This window comes from Leptospira sarikeiensis, from assembly GCF_004769615.1.
GTDB lineage: Bacteria > Spirochaetota > Leptospiria > Leptospirales > Leptospiraceae > Leptospira_B > Leptospira_B sarikeiensis.
This window is the reverse complement of record NZ_RQGF01000028.1, coordinates 189,473-207,634: the sequence shown is the minus strand read 5'-3', so window position 1 is coordinate 207,634 and position 18,162 is coordinate 189,473. Positions and strand designations below refer to the sequence as shown.

General features: G+C 41.7%; 16 protein-coding genes. 9 read left to right on the top strand and 7 right to left on the bottom strand.

The features are described from left to right. The first annotated feature begins 68 nt into the window (after positions 1-68). On the top strand, positions 69-950 hold the full coding sequence (locus EHQ64_RS12200; RefSeq protein WP_135649759.1) for a bile acid:sodium symporter family protein: 882 nt from the start codon (positions 69-71) through the stop codon (positions 948-950). Between the two features lie 88 nt (positions 951-1,038). Here the strand turns inward: EHQ64_RS12200 and EHQ64_RS12195 are convergent, their stop codons facing one another. Together EHQ64_RS12195 and EHQ64_RS12190 are read right to left on the bottom strand one after the other, a co-directional pair. Then, positions 1,039-2,448: a pectin acetylesterase-family hydrolase gene (locus EHQ64_RS12195; RefSeq protein WP_135649758.1), complete on the bottom strand. Its 1,410-nt coding sequence runs from the start codon at positions 2,446-2,448 to the stop codon at positions 1,039-1,041. Between the two features lie 26 nt (positions 2,449-2,474). Beyond that, positions 2,475-3,512 carry a sensor histidine kinase gene (locus EHQ64_RS12190; protein ID WP_246048741.1) on the bottom strand — a complete coding sequence of 346 codons (1,038 nt, stop codon included), beginning with the start codon at positions 3,510-3,512 and terminating at the stop codon, positions 2,475-2,477. Here EHQ64_RS12190 and EHQ64_RS20395 point away from each other — a divergent pair. Continuing rightward, positions 3,499-3,660 carry a hypothetical protein gene (locus tag EHQ64_RS20395; RefSeq protein ID WP_246048740.1) on the top strand — a complete coding sequence of 54 codons (162 nt, stop codon included), beginning with the start codon at positions 3,499-3,501 and terminating at the stop codon, positions 3,658-3,660. The genes EHQ64_RS12190 and EHQ64_RS20395 overlap by 14 nt on opposite strands. 220 nt (positions 3,661-3,880) lie before the next feature. Here EHQ64_RS20395 and EHQ64_RS12185 read toward each other — a convergent pair whose 3' ends face one another. Next, positions 3,881-4,606 carry a LytR/AlgR family response regulator transcription factor gene (locus tag EHQ64_RS12185; RefSeq protein WP_135649756.1) on the bottom strand — a complete coding sequence of 242 codons (726 nt, stop codon included), beginning with the start codon at positions 4,604-4,606 and terminating at the stop codon, positions 3,881-3,883. Positions 4,607-5,742: 1,136 nt separating this feature from the next. On the opposite strand from EHQ64_RS12185, the gene EHQ64_RS12180 reads away from it, so the two are divergent. The 3 genes from EHQ64_RS12180 to EHQ64_RS12170 all read left to right on the top strand — a co-directional run bounded on the left by EHQ64_RS12180 (position 5,743) and on the right by EHQ64_RS12170 (position 7,783). Beyond that, complete coding sequence (locus EHQ64_RS12180; RefSeq protein ID WP_135649755.1) at positions 5,743-6,492, top strand: YebC/PmpR family DNA-binding transcriptional regulator; 750 nt, start codon at positions 5,743-5,745, stop codon at positions 6,490-6,492. A 198-nt stretch (positions 6,493-6,690) separates the two neighbouring features. Beyond that, the gene (locus tag EHQ64_RS12175; protein WP_135649754.1) at positions 6,691-7,176 is read left to right on the top strand and encodes a crossover junction endodeoxyribonuclease RuvC; all 486 of its coding nucleotides are present in this window, start codon (positions 6,691-6,693) and stop codon (positions 7,174-7,176) included. Between the two features lie 16 nt (positions 7,177-7,192). Continuing rightward, a complete protein-coding gene (locus tag EHQ64_RS12170; RefSeq protein WP_135649753.1) occupies positions 7,193-7,783 on the top strand; it encodes a WG repeat-containing protein in 591 nt (196 codons plus the stop codon). Positions 7,784-7,801: 18 nt separating this feature from the next. Here EHQ64_RS12170 and crcB read toward each other — a convergent pair whose 3' ends face one another. Genes crcB through EHQ64_RS12155 form a run of 3 tightly spaced genes read right to left on the bottom strand, consistent with a single transcriptional unit; the run spans position 7,802 to position 9,682 of the window. Further along, entirely contained in the window at positions 7,802-8,158 is a 357-nt protein-coding gene (crcB, locus tag EHQ64_RS12165) for a fluoride efflux transporter CrcB (protein ID WP_135649752.1), read from the bottom strand. Further along, positions 8,155-8,931, bottom strand: coding sequence for a type III pantothenate kinase (locus EHQ64_RS12160; protein ID WP_135649751.1), 777 nt, complete (start codon positions 8,929-8,931; stop codon positions 8,155-8,157). The genes crcB and EHQ64_RS12160 overlap by 4 nt, the downstream gene beginning before the upstream one ends. A gap of 1 nt (position 8,932) precedes the next feature. Next, complete coding sequence (locus EHQ64_RS12155; RefSeq protein WP_135649750.1) at positions 8,933-9,682, bottom strand: biotin--[acetyl-CoA-carboxylase] ligase; 750 nt, start codon at positions 9,680-9,682, stop codon at positions 8,933-8,935. A 169-nt stretch (positions 9,683-9,851) separates the two neighbouring features. Here EHQ64_RS12155 and EHQ64_RS12150 point away from each other — a divergent pair, with 169 nt between their 5' ends. Together EHQ64_RS12150 and EHQ64_RS12145 are read left to right on the top strand one after the other, a co-directional pair. After that, positions 9,852-13,004, top strand: coding sequence for an efflux RND transporter permease subunit (locus EHQ64_RS12150; RefSeq protein ID WP_246048785.1), 3,153 nt, complete (start codon positions 9,852-9,854; stop codon positions 13,002-13,004). Next, complete coding sequence (locus EHQ64_RS12145; protein WP_135649748.1) at positions 12,982-14,457, top strand: TolC family protein; 1,476 nt, start codon at positions 12,982-12,984, stop codon at positions 14,455-14,457. Before EHQ64_RS12150 ends, EHQ64_RS12145 begins: the two co-directional genes overlap by 23 nt. Positions 14,458-14,495: 38 nt before the next feature. On the opposite strand, the gene EHQ64_RS12140 is transcribed toward EHQ64_RS12145, so the two are convergent. After that, entirely contained in the window at positions 14,496-16,256 is a 1,761-nt protein-coding gene (locus EHQ64_RS12140) for an acyl-CoA dehydrogenase family protein (RefSeq protein ID WP_135649747.1), read from the bottom strand. 425 nt (positions 16,257-16,681) lie between these two features. Between EHQ64_RS12140 and msrB the strand changes: the two genes are divergently transcribed. Next, a complete protein-coding gene (gene msrB / locus EHQ64_RS12135) occupies positions 16,682-17,077 on the top strand; it encodes a peptide-methionine (R)-S-oxide reductase MsrB (RefSeq protein WP_210410851.1) in 396 nt (131 codons plus the stop codon). Between the two features lie 83 nt (positions 17,078-17,160). Then, entirely contained in the window at positions 17,161-18,012 is an 852-nt protein-coding gene (locus EHQ64_RS12130; protein ID WP_135649745.1) for an isocitrate lyase/PEP mutase family protein, read from the top strand. The last annotated feature ends 150 nt before the right edge of the window (positions 18,013-18,162 follow it).

Sequence of the window (18,162 nt, the reverse complement as noted above, 5' to 3'; positions counted from 1 at the left end):
TTTCGGGAAAATCTCGGCGTGGTCCGACGGAAAGATAATAAAACAGGTGTTATGTTAAGGAGAGAAATATGCAATTAGGTGCAGTGGAAAAAGGGTTATTGCCGGCCCTTTTAGCGATTGTCATGCTTGGGATGGGATTCGGGCTTGCGATCGGTGATTTTAGAAGGATTTTTACGACTCCTCTCCAGACTTTGGTGGGAACGATCGGACATTTTGTGATCATGCCTTTAGCTGCTTATGCAGTCGTTCTAATTTTAGGCTTGGATTACGAGCTAGCGTTAGGTGTCATTCTTGTAGGATCTTGTCCGAGCGGAACTACTTCCAATTTGATCAATTATTTGGCGAAAGGGGATGTGGCACTTGCAGTAGTGATCACTGCGCTTTCCACACTTCTTTGTCCTCTTTTGACCCCGGTGATCGTAGCATTTTTCGGATCTTTATTGGATTCTACCGGATCAAGCGTAATGCAAATCTCGTTCGTAGAGATGTTGAAAACTGTTGTGGTTATCATCATTCTTCCGATCTCGATCGGTATGGCGGTAAAACATAAGTTTCCCAATTTTGCGAAACAGATCGAGCTACCTTATAAGATTTTCTCCATTCTGTTCTTGGTCTTTGTAGTTGCTTTTGTAACTTACAAAAACAGAGATAATTTTATGGATATGGTCGCTATGGTTGGATTTGCAGTTATCCTTCATAACGCATTCGGATTCGCAGCGGGTTATATAGTGCCTAAAATTCTGAGGATAGGTGAAAGACAGGCTAGAACGATTTCGATAGAAGTTGCGATCCAAAACACAACTTTAGGAATGACCCTAGCCATTCAGTTCTTCGGGCCTAAGGTTGCTCTTCCTTCCGCGATTTTTAGTATTTGGATGTACATCACCGGGTTACTAATGGCAGTTTTCTGGGGATATGTAAAACCTTTGCCGGAAGAAAAGTTAAGTTGATCTAAATTATTTACGGCTACTCTCTTTAGAGAAGAGATCCGATCCGTAAGAAGAAAAAAAGGCGGCCCATTTGAGCCGCCTTTTCAGTTTAGAGTAGAAGGTTAACTAGCGCGAACCAGAAATTTGTTACGTTTGCATCGTTTGGATTCACACTTTCAAAGAAACTCTTGAATGTGGAACTACCCAACAAATAATCATTGATAAACGTTCCTAGAGTAATTCCGGTACTGTTGATCTCGGTCCCGGTAAATTCCACGATGGAAGTACAATGACTTTCGTTGATACTTCGATAGTATGGAATAAAATATTCTAAGTTCGGATATCTGTCGTATTGCGCCTTCAGATTCTCTATATCTTGTCCCCATAAAGTGGAGATGATATATTCCTTATCCGCAGGATTATTCTCATCAAGTCCATAGAACCTTGCATAAGAATACATGGAATAATTTGCATCTCTCCTAAATAGAGTGATCGCCAATTTATCGTTCGGATATTTTTGAGCTAAGGCCTCGCTGATCTTTCCGAAATCTGCGCGTATATCCACGGAAGGGAAATCAGGTTGAGCTTTGCTGATAAAATACTCCGTATTCCAAGCTTCTTTGATCTTTTGCTGTAAAGGCCATTGGTTCCCGTAGCCAGGAGCAGGGAAAATCGGCCCGGAATCGTTCAATAGATAACTTTTAGAAGGGCTTAAAGCTTTTCTAATGAAGTGATAATTGATCAATGATCCTGTTCCGCCTGCGCTACATCCGGAAACGAACATTTCCTTAGGCTTATTGAAATTGTTCTTCAGCCAGTTGATGACCAATTCCATATTTTTAGCGCCTACATGTCGATAGGTGATCGGAGGATTTTGCCCGGTAGGATCCGAATACGTTGCCACTTTGTTTCCGGAATAAACATCCCCAGTACAATACGGAATGAAGACCTTATTCCATGAAGAAGTTTTAACGTTCTGTCCTGTAGGATGGTTTCTTAGTATGATCGGAGAGATCGCAGCATTTGGACTTCCTCCCGGAACGTTTGGATCGATAAAGTCCCCGAAGTTCATATGATTATCGGGGATACCGTTTGGATTTGCAGCTCCACGAATACCTGTTTGTCCTGTGCAACTTTCGTAATCCCAACAAGCTCCTCCTGGTTCCAAGTAAACTAACAATCTGCTCGAATTGCCAAGTAGCCAATCCAGAATTCCATCTGCACGATCCACGAAAATTTTGTATGGAGTTCCGTTACTACATACTGCTCCCGGGATATAAACTACATCGTACGAGCCATAGACCAAACTTGTTAGATCGTCCAATACTCCCTGTGCTTGTGGATCCGTATTGTCCAAACCGGATAAATTTCCTCCTGTTTTTTCGGAAGGATCTAATAAACCTCCGAGAAGTGCCAGATCTTGTACATTATCAGTTTTTTGGTCGGGGGTACAGGAAAAAGCTGTTACGGATAACGCTAGAACCAGGCCTCCTAACCAAATTTTCTTCACATCTTTCATTTTATTTTGCCTCCAGTTTTAACTCCCTATTTCGCTTTAGATTGCGGAAATTCTAATATTACCTTGGCCCCTCCTTTACTTTCTGAGTTGCTTAGGCGGATCCGTATTCCCATACGATCCAATAGTTTTTTTGCTAATGCGAGGCCGATCCCGCTCGATGATTCGGATCCAGTAGGTTTTGCCGAAAGAATAGAAAATTCCCTGAACATATCTTTTTCGTCTTCAGGCCGAAATCCGGGACCGGAGTCTTCTATTTGTATGATCAATATTTTCTGATCCGATTCGAAGATCAGTCTGCTTGAAACGGATATCTCTGAATTTTCAGGAGAAAATTTTGCGGCATTACTTAATAAATTATCGAAGACTCGATACAGTATCTGTGGGTTTGCTTGGAAGAAAAAATCGTATCCGAAAAGTCCATCTTCTATCCGGATACTTTTAGAAGAGAATAAGAAGTTTAGATTAGAAGAAACGGATCTTAATAATAGTTCCGGATTTATTTTTTGAGTTTGATATCCTATCGTTTCGATATCGGCAGAGCTTGCTAGATAAAGCACGTCTTCGATAGATTCTAAGATCTTTCGGGAAGTTCTATCGATATGATCTAGTATTTCCGGAGGATCCGCATAAGTTACGCTGGATCTGTTTGTAGTAGTAATCGGGCTCGGTTCTCTGGTATAAAGCCCGACCAAACTTAATATTCCTGTCACAGGACTTTTAAGATCGTGGATCGCGATCCTTAATATTTCAGATTTTTTAATGGATTCCATCACTAACTTTCTGTTCAGATCACGAATGGATTGTTCCTTATGAAAAGAATTCACCTTTGTGAGGAAGCTGATCTGATCCAGTAGGATCGTCATGATCATTGTGAAGAAAAAATTTTGGATTAAGTAAGAAGAATTCTTTCCCATCCAGAACATACACACGAAGAAGATCGCGTAATTTGCGAAATAGATCAGGGTTTTGATCTTGTCCGGATATCTGAGTAATACAGCGATACCTAATTGTGTGAATGCGAATAAGGATAGGTCCGTTCCGAACTGAAAAATGATCAGATTCATTCCGGTTCCGGCGGAAGTAAGAAATAATGTACCTGCTATCGCGATCCATTTCCTACTACTTTCACTTTTGAGGATGGGAAAGTTCAGTAAGGTCGAGAAAATAAAACATCCGGGTAGAAAGATCGAATTATATATTAAAAGTGGATAATATCCGGAGTCTTTTAGAAAATCTGTCCAATCCAGTACTGAAAATGGAATATATGCTACGAACAAAAAAGGGAAAAGATACCTAAGTATCAAATATACTTCATAGTACGCTGACCGGATGAATTCTTCGTTGCTCCTTAATTCTTTTAAGATCTGAAAATGTTTCTTTATAAAAAGAATAAAATTTTTCGCTCTAAATCGGATCGTTACGTAAAAGTTTTTCACGGCAAACCTAAGACCCTATAGTTTGAATTTTTGAATAGAGAAAGTAATTTGCCCCCTTGAGATCGACTAACAGGAATATAATGATCCGTGTTCAGAAGTAAACGATAGGAAGAAGGGCTTTTGAATAGGATCTTTTTTACTTCTTCCAAACGAACTAGGTAACTTCTATGCGCTCTGAAAAACCCGTGGGCTTCCAGATCCTTTTGGAGTTGATCCAATGTTGTTCTGACTTTTCCCTCACTTCCGTCTTTTGTGAAAAGCCTGGTATAATTTCTCTCGGATCTTGCGAATAATATGTTTTCAGGTTCTATCAAATTTATCCCTTCTTCTTTTTTTAAAGGGATCCCCTTTATATTGAACGAATTGGAATTTGCTAAAAATCTTTGGATGGAAGCGGAGAACCTTTCTCTCGTGATCGGCTTAGGTAGGAAGTCCAACACGGAAAATTCGAAAGCTTTTACTGCGTTATCTCTTTCCGAGGAAACTATAATGGTTTGGAAAAAACTTCTGCTATCGATTTCCAGAAGTTTGAATCCTGTTTCTCCTTGAAGATTTATATCTAGAAAAAGCAGATCGAGAGGATTTTTCCTGATATAGTCCGAAGCGGTTTCCAGATCAGAAACGGATTGAATGATTAGGTTCTTTTCATCTAAAAATTCTTTCGTTAGAATTTCCAAACATCTTGCGGATAATAGATCATCTTCAACGATTAAGATTCGCATGCACCGGAGTTTACTCTAAGTTTCCGGATGAGTCAATTCACAAGGGACAAAGAGAATTTGAATAGGGACGAATGGATTGTTTTATGTAAAACAATCGTTATTAATAACAGTTGAATTTTCGTGATTCACCTTTGTGAAAATATTATTTCTATGTAATGCGTTATGTGAAACTGATTCAAGGAATAATGGTTTGATGTGGGAATAGTTTTGTAGGAATTCCTACATGAATTGTTGGTGCTGAAAAACGATTGATTTTCTTTTACTTTTGCGATACGGAGAAGAGTCCGTTGCGCAATGGGGCACCACCCTTCGCTGCGACAATAGGAGCGGGAAGGCGACTGCATTAGCAAGTCGCTGCTGTCCGATTGGATAGCAATCTCCATTAGCTCGATTTAATACCAATAGTGTCGATTACGGGTCATTGCCTCGCTCTCTGTTTTGTTTCATTTAGTCTGATCGTGTCCGTTGTAGATTTTGCTTCATTGTATTCAGCAACCCTTCGGGCTTCTCGCTCCCTATGGGTCGCTCAAAGGGGTCGCTGCGAGTTCCTGTCTGTTCTGTTGCAGTGTGTCCGTTTGAAATTTGACCTTGCTACGCTTCGGTCACCAACTCGGCATAGCCGGTTGTTGCCTCATTCCCTACGGGTCATTGCGGTGGAGTAGGGTATGCTATTAGAAAACGGTCTTCGATACAAATCTTTGTGTTTGATTCAAGGGCCTGACTCGTATGACCTTCGGTCACCGACTCAAGCTAACGCTTGGTCGTTGCCTCGCTCCCTATGGGTCGCTGCGGCAGGGATACGAGTGGGAGTCCGAAGGACCGGAGCGAACGCGGAGCACGTAGTAGCCCGGTCTTTCGCGAAGCGGAAGAGTCGCCCAAATTTTTATCGAACACATTATGATTACTTAATATATTAATTCTTCTTTTATGGAATAAATAATGATAATTTCCAATTATCCCCGTAAGTCGGCTTATTTATGCTTAAGGAAGGGCGATATTTACGCTTCCAAAAAGGATGGACAGACTGGAAAATCCGGGTTTTGTTGAAAAAGCGGGCAGCCTTATTCAGACTCGATAGGCGCTTTGATCCCGTATTCATTTAAACGATATAGTATTAAAAACTAAGGGGATATCCGATGTCCGGTCACAGTAAATGGGCAACGATTAAACGTAAAAAAGACGCAATAGATTCTAAAAGAGGGGCGGTTTTTACTAAGGTAGTTAAAGAAATTACCGTTGCTGCTCGTATGGGGGGAGGGGATATCAACACCAATCCTCGACTTAGGCTTGCAGTCTTAAAAGGGAAAGCGAGCAATATGCCCAAAGATAATATCGAAAGGGCGATTAAAAAAGGGACCGGCGAATTAGAAGGCGTTGTTTACGAAGAATGTTTATACGAATGTTTCGGCCCTGGCGGAACAGCGATCATGGTCGAGGCATTAACGGATAAAAAATCCAGAACGACTCCAGAAATAAAAAGTATCCTTACCAAATTAGGCGGTTCACTTGCTACAACCGGTAGTGTTAGTCGTCTCTTTGAAAGAAAAGGGATCATTGTAATTGCTTCAGGTCAACTTTCCGAAGAGGAACTTTTCGAACTTGCCGTAGGCGCAGGAGCGGAAGATGTTCAGAACGAAGGAGAAGTTTTTCGTATAGTTACTTCTCCCGACGATTACGAAGCTGTGCTAACGGCTCTGACCGATAAAAATATTAAATCGGAAGAATCAGAGATCAAATTCGTTGCATTGGTTGGCGCAGAAGTTTCGGATAAAGAAATTGCAGAAAAAGTAATGAAGTTGATCGACAACTTGGAAGCTCACGATGATGTGCAAGGTGTGAACTCTAATTTCGAACTTTCTGAAGAGTTAGAGAAAGAGTTCGGTTGAACTTGATTTGTAGGAGCTCCTACAAAAGTATATAGTGGTAAATTTTGTTGTAAGGATGGGGAATTTCTGATATAGGGAAAGTTCTCTCCCACAAGCCACTCCCCCCACCCTAAACAGGGCGGGGGCGTTTTCGTTGCCTGCTGCGTAGGAGTTCCTACATTCTTAAAAATTAATATTTGGAACGGAGTGTCTTTTTCGATGAAAGTTTTGGGAATTGATCCGGGGTCTCATCGAATCGGCTACTCAGTTCTCCAAAAAGACAAATCCCTTATTCGAGTACTTACTTATGGGACAATCGAAGTCCCTCCAGGAACTAAGAGCCCTGTAAATTTGATCGCAATTCGTAGACAATTGGATGCGATCTTGGATGAATATCATCCTGATCTTGCCTCAGTAGAAGAATTATTTTTTGCGAAGAATCGCACCACAGCGGCTAGGGTTTACGAAGCCAGGGGTGTGATCCTTCTTACATTAGGAGAACATAATATACCTGCAGTGGAGCCGACTGCGTCCCAGATCAAAAAAGGAACGACAGGTAGCGGAACTGCAGATAAAAAGGACATTCGTTCCGCTTTGAAACTACTTTTAGGTATGGAAAATCTGACGGGACACGATGATTCTTGGGATGCAATCGCTTCTGCGTATGTAGGTTTTGCGATGAGCGGATCAATTAAGAAAAAATGATGCCGGAGGCGCTTGTATGGACCGAAAATTTTTACATTTGGCAATTTTGATTTTTTTGCCGTTATTAGCATTCTGCTCCAAAAAATCTCAGCTAACTGCCTTTGAGGAAAATGGTATTTACGGATACAAAGACCAGAACGGAAAAGTCCTTATCTCTCCTCAGTATTCTATGGCTTATGATTTTAACGAGAACGGAGTGGGTTTTTCTTTTAGCAAGAGCGGATGGGTCTGTATCGATCCTAAAAATCAGATCCTATTGAACGTTTTTCAATTTGATAATGGTCCGGATGACTTTTCAGAAGGATTGGCAAGATTCGTAGAAAATTCTAAATTCGGATTTTTTGATCCTTCTTGTAATAAGATCATAGCTGCGAATTTCGATTTTGCTTATCCGATCCAAGACGGTTTTTCCAAAGTTTGTAACGGATGTGAATCTGTATCAGACGGAGAACATTCTATGATCCAAGGTGGAAAATACGGCCTTATAGATAAAAAAGGAACGATCGTAGTTGCAGTGGAATATGATTCTATCTCAGAAGTGGATCCGGAAACTAAAACCGTTCAAGCTTCAAAAGCTGGATCTAAAAAAGAAATTAAACTTCCTTAAACTTTATCTTTTAGGGGGCTATTTGGTTAAATAGGCCCCTAAAAAAACGGCACTGATACAAACCGAAACGCTAAATACTGTATATACTAAAAAGATAATATAATTCCCTGCTTGGAAAAGCCTTAGATTCTCTAAGGCGAATGTGGAGAATGTAGTGAAACCTCCGCAAAATCCTACGGTTGCAAATAGTCTCACTTCTTCCGAAAATTTGTCCTGACTGATCCCGTAAAAGACCCCGATGAGTAAGGATCCTCCCACGTTTACTAAAAAAGTGGAAATCGGAAAAGAGCCGGACTTATTCTGTATGATTTGAGAAATTAGGTATCTGCAGATTGAACCTAAAAAACCACCAAGTCCGACTAAGATGAAATTCATTTAGAGTTTTCTTCGTATAAGATCTGAAGTCCTCTAAGAGTCAGTAAAGGTTCTATCTTATCGAATATTTTAGGATTTGCGGCATGAATGGTTGTGACCAATCCACCTGTTCCAATTACAATGTAATCTTGACCATAAGCCGCTCTGATCTCTCGGATGATCCCTTCCAAAAGTCCGATCCATCCGAAAAAGAATCCGGCTTGTATGGATTCAATCGTGGAATCTCCTAAAATTTTAGAAGGAGCTTGGAAAACGATCGGAGGTAATTGTGCTGTATTTCGAGTTAGTGCGTCCATTGAACCTTTGAGTCCCGGCGCGATCACTCCTCCCAAATAATCGGGTGTATCGTCTACTACGCAGAAGGTGGTCGCAGTTCCTAGATCGATGATGATCGATTTTCCGGGATGATCTTTGATTGCAGCCGCAGCATTTACTAATCGATCTGCTCCGATCTCGAAAGGTCTTGGATATTTGATCCCAAAAGGTAATTTCATTTGATAATGAACTCTGATCGGTTCGATTTGGAACCAATCTTGGATCATTCTTTCGATGATAGGATTTAATTGAGGAACTACTGAGGAATAAATTCCTCCTACAAGTAGGTTACTATCTATCTCGAATTCTCTTAAGAAACCTTTCAGATAAAGACCCATTTCGTCGGAGGTCCTATCTCTACGAGTCACAGTTCTTTTATGGAATATTGGCTCGTGAGAACCGTTCCTATATATACCAAAAACAGTATTGGTATTGCCGACATCTATTACTAGAATCATTCTATCCCAAGGACCTGAAATCCTCGGGGCTGTCAATGAATTCGATCATGTTTCCGACCGAAGTTCGGGCCAATAATTTCCCTTCTTCGTTTACTCCTAATAGAGTCGCAGTCTTCTGTTCTCCGTTTTCAGACCAAGAGATTGTTTCTCCTTTCCAAAGAAGTTTTTCGTTCACAAATTCCGTTCGATTCTCTCCACTAGAGATCGCTATCGCATAGTCATTGAGTTGGGGAAGCAAACTTTCTAAAAAACGATTTCTTCTTCCTTTTTCATTTTGATCCTGAGTAACAAAGCCCGCTTCATCTAGAAAATCGGGAGCTTCTGTCCCATATAGATTGATCCCAATGCCCACGATCCAATCCCAAACTTCTCCTTCCTTTTCTGTTTCGATCAAGATCCCACAGACTTTTTTTCCATCCAAATAAATATCATTCGGCCATTTGATCTTTAGCTCTCGTTTGCTTACGGAAGGATAAATGGAGAGGATCGTTTTCGCAACCGCTGCTCCTACATATAAGGAGAATAAACCGGGAGATCTCAAATTTTCATTCGAGGAGAATTTTCCGGAAAAAATAAAAGGTTCCTCTCCTAAAATGGACCAGGTCTTGCCCTTTCTTCCTCTTCCGGAAGATTGAAAATCCGCCAATATCCAGGATCCTGGTGGGAATTCCTTCCCTTTAAGGATAGTATTGGTTGAGCCCGCTTCTGAGAGAAAAATTCCTTTGCCTGGGTCGAGAAGTTGAAATGACATGAGTTCAGTTGGTAACTTTTTCCGATCTTTCGGACAAGAAAAAATCGGGCACTCGGACGAAAAAGACAGGTCCTATAAATAAACATAAATTCCTCCCTACAAATAAAGATATAAAGAGGTTCCCTTGAAGCTTTCTGAGGTTTCTATTCGCAATCCGATCTTTGCCTGGATGATGATGTCGGCTATCATTCTTCTCGGAAGTATCGGCTTTTCACGTATGGGTCTTTCTCAAATGCCCGATGTGGATTTTCCTATCGTAAACGTTACTCTCACCTTGACCGGCGCAAATGCCCAAGTCATGGAAACGGATGTAGTCGATCCGATCGAAGAAGTTTTAATGACCGTGCAAGGAGTTGTGGAAGTTCGATCCGTTTCTACGGACGGTTCCGCAACGATTACTGTTGAGTTGGAACTCAAACGGGATGTGGATGTTGCGGTCCAGGAGATCCAGACCAAGATCGCTCAGGTAAACAATAAACTTCCGGATGATCTAGAACCCGCGGTGATCATGAAGTCCAATCCGGATGACCAACCTATCATATGGGTTGCCCTAACCGCTCCGAACAGGTCCGATCAGGAAAAAATGGTCTATGTCAAAACGAGGCTGAAGGATAAGTTCCAAGAAATTCCGGGGGTAGGAGAAATTATCTTAGGCGGTTATGTTGACCGGACAATCAACGTGTTTTTGGATCCGATCAGACTCTTAAGAGCCGAGCTCACTGTAAACGATATTATCAATACATTAACGGAACAGAATATAGAAGTTCCTTCCGGAAGGGTGCAAAATAAACTTTCGGAAGTATCTCTGAGAGCAGTAGGGGATGTTCCAACTGTAGAACAATTTTCTAATATATATATCAACTCTCGTAGCGGGGCCGCGATGTTTCGCCCTGTTCGTTTGAGAGAAGTTGCAAAGATTGAAGACGGATTGGATGAGATCCGAAGAATTTCCAGATTCAACGGTGTGTCTGCAGTAGGGCTCGGGATTAAAAAGATCAAGGGAGCGAATGCAGTTCAAGTTGGAGACATGGTCAAACTGAAGGTAGAAGAATTAAAGTCAAGTTTGCCTACCGGATTCGAGCTGAATATTTCCAACGACAACACCACTTTTATTCGGGACTCGGTTCACGAGCTGGTCTTTACACTGATCCTTTCTGCGATCTTGACCGGTGTTGTGTGTAGGCTCTTTCTTGGGAATTGGAGTAGTACCTGGAACGTTCTTCTTGCGATCCCTACTTCTGTGATGGGGACTTTTCTCATCCTATACTTTGCAGGATTCACTTTAAATACATTTACTTTACTCGGACTTTCTTTGGCGACAGGGATCGTAGTGGATGACGCGATCATGGTCTTGGAGAATATAAGTAGGCATAGGGAATCCGGAAAAACATGGTTCGACGCGGCTTTGGATGGTGCTTCCGAAATCCGATTTGCTGCGTTAGCCGCCACTCTTGCGATCATTGCGATTTTCCTTCCGGTAGCATTTATGTCCGGGATTATCGGGCGTTATTTCTTGGAGTTCGGTGTGACTGTTTCGGTTGCCGTGGCTCTTTCTCTATTCGAGGCATTGAGTTTTACTCCAATGAGAGCTTCTCGTTATAAGGAGAAGATGGAAGCTCAGAAGAAGTCGAAATCTAAATCACCTTTTACATTACCTGGAGAGAATCTTCTCACAAAATTAAAAGATACTGCAGATCGTTTCTCATTCTTCAAAAGGATGGATCCGGTCATTGAAAGATTTCTTCAGTTTTCTGAAAGGGTATATGGAAGAGTGTTGGAATTCATACTCGGTGGCAAATCCACTCGAAATGCTTCTTTCGTGTTGATCGCTTCCGCTTTATTCTTCGCATTTTCCCTCATCTTTTTACTCTTATTGAAAAAAGAATTTATTCCTCCTCAAGACATGGGTAGATTTATAGTCCGTGCAAAAATGCCGATCGGTTCTTCTATTATCCGAACGGACGAAGCAATGAAGAAGGTGGAGGGCTATCTCAGTTCTCGCCCTATCGTAGAAAAATATATGAGTAATATAGGCGGTATGGGAGGAACTGAATCGAATACCGGAATGTTCTTCGTTACAATGAAGGATATGGGAAATCGTCCGAAGAGTAAAAAAACAGGAAGAGAGATCACTCAGTTTGAGGTCTTTGCAGAATTCAGAAAAGATCTGAAAGAGCTTGTTCCAGAGGCGAAATTTTCGGTCCAAGATCTTTCTCAAAGAGGTTTTAGTGCGGGGAGAGGTTATCCTGTAGAGTTAGTATTGACCGGTCCTGATTGGGCGACTCTTGCAAAACTTTCGGATTCTATTCGAGAAAAATTAGATTCTTCTAAAACGATTTTGGATATAGATACGGATTATGTTTCCGGACAACCCGAAGTGAAAATTCTTCCGAACCGGGAAGCTGCTGCGGTTCGTGGGGTCAGTATGGCCAATATTGGAAATACTGTCGGGCCTTTGATGGGTGGAAGAAACGTTAGTAGATTCACTGAGAACGGTAGGAGTTTCGATGTAAGAGTAAAGATCGATAAAGAGCAGGGAGAAAGTCCGGACATCATTCCGAATATCGGAGTAAGAAATACTTACGGAGAGATTGTGCGTTTAAAAGATGTTCTGGTCCTTCAAGCAACCAACACTCTCAAAAATATCACAAGAGTGAACAGAGATAGATCTATCAAAATTTTCGGAAATCCTCCGAAAGAAAAAGGACAAACCTGGGCAACGAACGAGGCGATCCGGATTGCAAAAGAAATGCTTCCGGAAGGTTATCATGTGGAAGTAACCGGATCTGCGAAAACAGCAACCGAATCTCAGTCGAGTTTAGTCGGCGCCTTGCTTTTAGGAATTATAATGTCTTTTATGATCCTTGCAAGCCAGTTCAATAGTTTGAAGCAGCCTTTCTATATTCTTCTTTCTATGCCTTTTAGTTTTTCCGGAGCATTGATCGCCTTATATATTTCGGGGCAATCCTTTAATATGTATAGTTTTATCGGATTAATTTTACTTCTAGGTTTGGTGAAGAAGAACTCCATCCTACTTGTGGAATTCGTAAATCATGTTAGAAGCGAAGGGAAGAATATAGCGGATGCGATACGGATCGGTTGCCCGGTGCGTTTGAGGCCGGTTCTTATGACCACTTTCTCTTCGATAGCCGCGGCGATCCCTCCGGCGCTTGCACTTGGTCCGGGAGCAGAAACCCGGATCCCTATGGCGATCACTATCTTAGGAGGTCTTGTGGTTTCCACTCTGATCACTTTGATAGTCGTTCCTGCCGCTTATTATTTAATGGAAAAAGAGAACCATGAAGTTCGCAAATATTCTTAAAAAACATAAAAATATAATATTCTCTGCATCTCTTTTGGCGCTGGTCTTCGGTTGTGCTTCCACTCCGGAAGTGAAGGTGGCCGACGGAGTAGTCGAGGAAAGTCTGAAAAATATTACCGGGATCACCACACAGGATGTGGAGAAAGTTTCCGCTAAAGAAAATTTCGGTTTAGATGATCTGTATATTCTCGCAGTGGAAAGAACAGAAAGGATCGCGTTGAAGAACGAGGCGACGGAGCAGGCTTTGGCCCAAAAGGACAAAGCATTTGCCGGATTTATGCCGACCCTCTCTTACGTATTCAACAAGTTTTATTCTATTCCGGGTCATACCCAACAACCTTCCATTGTGGATAATTATAAAACGTATAAGGCGATCCAAAGTGGAGACCCTCTTTCCTTATTACCTTCTTCTAGTTCCGGAAGTAGCCTTCCTCCTACAGTTGGTGCGGGTTCTCGTTTGTTACTGAGTATTCCGCTCTCTGCAGGACTTTCTTCTTATCAAGATTATCGCGCCTCCAAAAGTTTGGCCGAACAAAGGAGATTGGAAGCGAAACATGAAGCAGGAAGAATGTATTTGGAGATCGCTCAGGCATATTTCAATTTTTTACAGTTGGAAGAGAGTGTTAAGATCTCCCAGGAATCTTACGAGTTGAACCAAGACGCTTTACAGGAAAGAAAAAGGATGTATTCCGTGGGAAGGATCATGAGATCCGATCTTCTAAATTCGGAAACAAGTCTTTCCAATGCAGAAGCGATTTTGGCAGATGCAAAATTCCAGTTGGAGCAGGTAAGGATCACTTTAGCTACGATGGTAGGTTACGATAAACCTATTGCAGTTGCAGCGTTTACTTCACCTTTGGAGCCTATCCCAACCGGAATGGAACCGGAAGAATATTTAGCGAAAAGATACGATGTTCTTTCTGCGAATCAAAGTGTGAAGGTTGCGGATGCACAAAAGGATAAGGCCTGGGTCGGATTTGCTCCTACAATCGCATTAAATAATTATTATTCTTTTCCTTATCCCGGAACAACACATTCCAAGGACGTAACCGCTCAGCTGCAGATCACTATGCCTCTTACACCATTTTCTCAGATGGCGGATCTAAAGGCCGCTGACTCTGCAAAAAAGCAAGCGAAACTTACCGCTTCTCAAACTAGAAGGACTGCAACCCAAGAGATCAGGAACGCGTTTGAAAGTTTTAAGAATTCTCAGAAGATCCTGGAAATTTATCAAAAGGCTTTTTTCTCTGCGAGAGAAACTTCTCAGAGCCAAGCGACAGGTTATCGTTCCGGAAGAAATAGTAGGATAGAAGCGATTTCCGCAAAGATAGCGATGTTAAATGCAGAAGTAACATATCGTAAGATGTTACATCAACATTCTTTAAATCGGATCGCACTCTCCGTAGCGATAGGGGAACTCCCACACTTGCCTGGAGAGAAAAAACAAGAATAAACGGCCGGCATTTTGCCGACCGTTCTTACTTCTAAATATCAAACCGCAGCAGCTTGGCGGTTTGCTCTTTCTAATCGGAATAGATTTCCTTCCGCTATCGCGAGAGAATCTACATTATAATCTTGCGAATGTTTGATCCTTGCTTTTTGAGAATCTCCATTTACATGAGCTAAGGATTTTTCCAATAGCATTCCAGCAACAAATCGAGCAGCGATCTCTACTGTTTCGAAAGCCAACTCATCCTTTGTGGATCCGTCAGAAATAGATTTATAGAAATGAACCGCTTGTTCCAATTTTTCCCAAAGAGATTTCAGATCTGTAGAAGGGGAGAATTTGGTCATTTCTTCTTCTGCGTAAGCTCTTAGATGCCCAGTAGGTGACATTCCGGAAACCACCCCTCCGATTGCGGCAACGATCTGTAATTGAGTAGTTCCTTCGTAGATAGTGGTGATACGACTGTCTCTGTAGATCCTCGCTACATCATAATCTTCCGTATAACCGCTACCTCCGTGGATCTGTATCGCATCGGATGCCAGTGCAACACAACCTTCGGAAGCATAATACTTACTCATCGGAGTGAATAGGTCCGCGAGTTTTTCCCAACGACGGATCGTTTCGTCTTGGCTTACATCTCTTTCACTCTTACCTTCTTCTTTGAGCATTCTTTCTTTTCTCCAATGATAAAGATCGATCGCTCTTCCTGTTTCGGAAACAAGACATCTGGTGGCTAAAATTTCACGTTCCATCTTATCTAGGATCTTTTTGACTGCAGGGATTTTTTCTATAGGCTTGCCGAATTGTATTCTTTCAGATGCGTATTTTTTGGCTTCGAAATAAGCTGCAGTCCCGATCCCTAAGGACTGGGTTGCGATCGTAAGCCTTGCTGCGTTCATCATTCCCATAGAATATTTCACAAGACCGTAACCTGTTTTTCCGATGAGGACCCCTGGAGAGTTCTCGAATACTACCTCGCATGTTGGAGAACAATGAAGTCCCATCTTATGCTCGATCCCTGCTACATGAACATCCTTACCTTGTACTAAAAAGAAAGAAAGTCCTCTTGCTCCGCTTTCCGGACTTCCAGTTCTTGCAAGAGTGAGAATTACGGATGGAGAATCTATATAGCCGCATGCATGAGTGATAAAACGTTTTGCACCGTTGATCTTCCATGTTCCATCAGCATCTTGTGTGGCTCTTGTTTGCACATTAGGAAGGTCTGAACCGTAATTCGGTTCTGTAAGAGCCATGGCCGCACTGAATTTTCCTGCAGCGATCTGAGGGATCCATTCTGCGCACATTTCTTCCGAAGCGAATCTTTCCATGATCTCTACTATATTAATATTTCCGTATGCTAGACAAAATGCCGCATCTGCTCTCGCAGCAACTTCACACATTAAGGATTGAACCGTTGCGGGAAGACCTAAACCTCCGTACTTTCTAGAAATGGAAATAGGCATGAGCCCGGCATCTTTTAAGGTTTTATAACATTCTTCTTGAGCTTTTGGGAACGTTACTTTCCCGTTCTCATATTTCAAACCTGTCTGGTCCATCTCCTTACTTCTGGGAGCTACGAAGTCTCCCATAATCTCGCCTAAAGAATCCACAATGGATTTATAATAATCTACCGCTTCCTGTATACTCGAAGGAGCGAATGCATATCTTTCATCATTAGTTTGTTTGTATTTAGCTGCATCTTCGAAATTGCCTTCGTATGCTTTCACGATCTCATCCCAATTGATCAGTTGGTCGAAATGGATCTGTAGGTCGGCGTTATCCTGGAAATAATTCCCTTGAATCATTTTTAATCTCTCCCTATCGCTTAGAGGCTTTTAGGTGTACCTCTTTCGAAGACATGTGTCAAGCCTTACCTAATTGGATCGTTATTTGTAGGATCATCTTTGGTTTGTGATTCGAACTAAGAGAAAATACCGAACGGGTGTTTGGGATCTATAAAACTTTACATTCTAAAAGAATTACATTATCCTAACGGAGGACTGCCATTCTGATCGTTCCACAGTCAAATAAGAACGAGAGATCCTTATTCGGGTCGCCTATTCGGTTATCTTTTGATAGTAACCTTTTTAGGATTGGGTCGAAGTATAGTTCGAGGATAATAGATATGAATAAAATCGGGCTATGGGTCGGTTTTGGGTGTATTTTCGGGAGTATTTTATTGAGTTGCTCTGACTCTATAGGAGCTCCAAAAGATAAAAAAGGAGGTAAGATGAAGTACGAAGTACAAAAGTCCGAAGAGGAATGGAAAAAAGTCCTTAGTTCAGAACAATATCGGATTTTAAGGGAGAAGGGAACCGAAAGAGCCTTCACCGGAGAATATTATTATAATAAAGAGAAAGGCAAATATTTATGCGCTGCCTGTGGAGCGGAATTATTCAACTCGGATACTAAATACGAATCCGGAAGCGGTTGGCCTTCTTTTTATAAACCTGCTTCGGAAAAGGTGATCGATTCTGAAACGGATACAAGCCATGGAATGACTAGAACTGAAGTTACCTGCTCTAAATGTGGAGGGCATTTGGGACATGTGTTTCCTGACGGACCTGCTCCGACCGGACTTCGTTACTGTATTAATTCCGCGTCTTTGAAATTTAAAAAAGATTAAAAATTTATAACGGTCAATGGCGAGTCTCTTATAAGAATTCGCTGTTGACCGATCCAAACAAGTATGAGATTTCATAAGCCCCTATGAAATCCGTACAGTTAAAATACGCCGAGATCTTTCAAAAACTCCATACACATGATATTTTTGTAATGCCCAATGCTTGGGACGCCGGAAGCGCGCGCATGTTAGTCGGTTCCGGTTTTTCCGCGATCGGAACTACAAGCGCCGGGATCGCTTTTGCCGCAGGTCTTCCTGATCATCAAATATTGGATCGAGATTCTATGTTAGGTTATGTGAAGAAGATCGTAGATTCTGTAGATGTACCTGTAAGCGCGGACTTGGAAGCAGGGTATGGGATCCAGCCGGAAGAAGTGGCCGAAACGATAAAACTTGCGATCGGTATCGGAGTAGTCGGATGTAATATAGAGGATCTAAGTGGGGATCCAATAGCTCCCTTGCTCGATCATGAATTAGCGGCGGAGAGAATTCGCGCTGCAAAACAAACTTCTGAAAAAGAAGAACTTTCATTTACCTTAACCGCTAGAACGGATGCATTTCTTACGAATCATCCGAATGCTTTGGAAGAAGCGATCCGTAGATGTAATTTATATCATAGTGCGGGTGCGGATTGTCTTTTTATTCCGGGAGTAAATGATCCACAGACGATAGGGACTTTAGTTCGTTCTATAAACGGTCCTTTAAATGTGGTGATGGGTTTGGGAAAAAATGATCTTACTGTTTCAGAATTAAGATCTCTTGGAGTGAGAAGGATCAGTATTGGTGGAAGTCTTGCTCGTGCATGTTTTTATTTGATCCAACAAGCTGCTTTGGAGATCAAAACAGAAGGCAGTTTTACGTATTCTAATCGCCAATATGGTCATAAGGATTTATGCGATTTCTTCCAAAAATTCGAGACCAGAATGGGTTCTGAATAAAGATCAAAACAGTGTAAGGTAATTTTTTAGTTTTTGCCTCCCTATTAAGAATGAATATTAGGGGAATTTTATCCCTATTTTGTCATTTTCGCTAAGAAGAAGAATGGGCAAAATTCTGTTTGCGCCTCGAGGCTGAGAATGGATTCTACC

Excerpts from the sequence above, each read along its gene's own strand:
- EHQ64_RS12200 (WP_135649759.1), top strand. The coding sequence starts at position 69 with ATGCAATTAGGTGCAGTGGAAAAAGGGTTATTGCCGGCCCTTTTAGCG.
- EHQ64_RS12195 (WP_135649758.1), bottom strand. The coding sequence starts at position 2,448 with ATGAAAGATGTGAAGAAAATTTGGTTAGGAGGCCTGGTTCTAGCGTTA.
- EHQ64_RS20395 (WP_246048740.1), top strand. The coding sequence starts at position 3,499 with ATGATCAGATTCATTCCGGTTCCGGCGGAAGTAAGAAATAATGTACCT.
- EHQ64_RS12190 (WP_246048741.1), bottom strand. The coding sequence starts at position 3,512 with ATGAATCTGATCATTTTTCAGTTCGGAACGGACCTATCCTTATTCGCA.
- EHQ64_RS12185 (WP_135649756.1), bottom strand. The coding sequence starts at position 4,606 with ATGCGAATCTTAATCGTTGAAGATGATCTATTATCCGCAAGATGTTTG.
- EHQ64_RS12180 (WP_135649755.1), top strand. The coding sequence starts at position 5,743 with ATGTCCGGTCACAGTAAATGGGCAACGATTAAACGTAAAAAAGACGCA.
- EHQ64_RS12175 (WP_135649754.1), top strand. The coding sequence starts at position 6,691 with ATGAAAGTTTTGGGAATTGATCCGGGGTCTCATCGAATCGGCTACTCA.
- EHQ64_RS12170 (WP_135649753.1), top strand. The coding sequence starts at position 7,193 with ATGGACCGAAAATTTTTACATTTGGCAATTTTGATTTTTTTGCCGTTA.
- crcB (WP_135649752.1), bottom strand. The coding sequence starts at position 8,158 with ATGAATTTCATCTTAGTCGGACTTGGTGGTTTTTTAGGTTCAATCTGC.
- EHQ64_RS12160 (WP_135649751.1), bottom strand. The coding sequence starts at position 8,931 with ATGATTCTAGTAATAGATGTCGGCAATACCAATACTGTTTTTGGTATA.
- EHQ64_RS12155 (WP_135649750.1), bottom strand. The coding sequence starts at position 9,682 with ATGTCATTTCAACTTCTCGACCCAGGCAAAGGAATTTTTCTCTCAGAA.
- EHQ64_RS12150 (WP_246048785.1), top strand. The coding sequence starts at position 9,852 with ATGATGATGTCGGCTATCATTCTTCTCGGAAGTATCGGCTTTTCACGT.
- EHQ64_RS12145 (WP_135649748.1), top strand. The coding sequence starts at position 12,982 with ATGAAGTTCGCAAATATTCTTAAAAAACATAAAAATATAATATTCTCT.
- EHQ64_RS12140 (WP_135649747.1), bottom strand. The coding sequence starts at position 16,256 with ATGATTCAAGGGAATTATTTCCAGGATAACGCCGACCTACAGATCCAT.
- msrB (WP_210410851.1), top strand. The coding sequence starts at position 16,682 with ATGAAGTACGAAGTACAAAAGTCCGAAGAGGAATGGAAAAAAGTCCTT.
- EHQ64_RS12130 (WP_135649745.1), top strand. The coding sequence starts at position 17,161 with ATGAAATCCGTACAGTTAAAATACGCCGAGATCTTTCAAAAACTCCAT.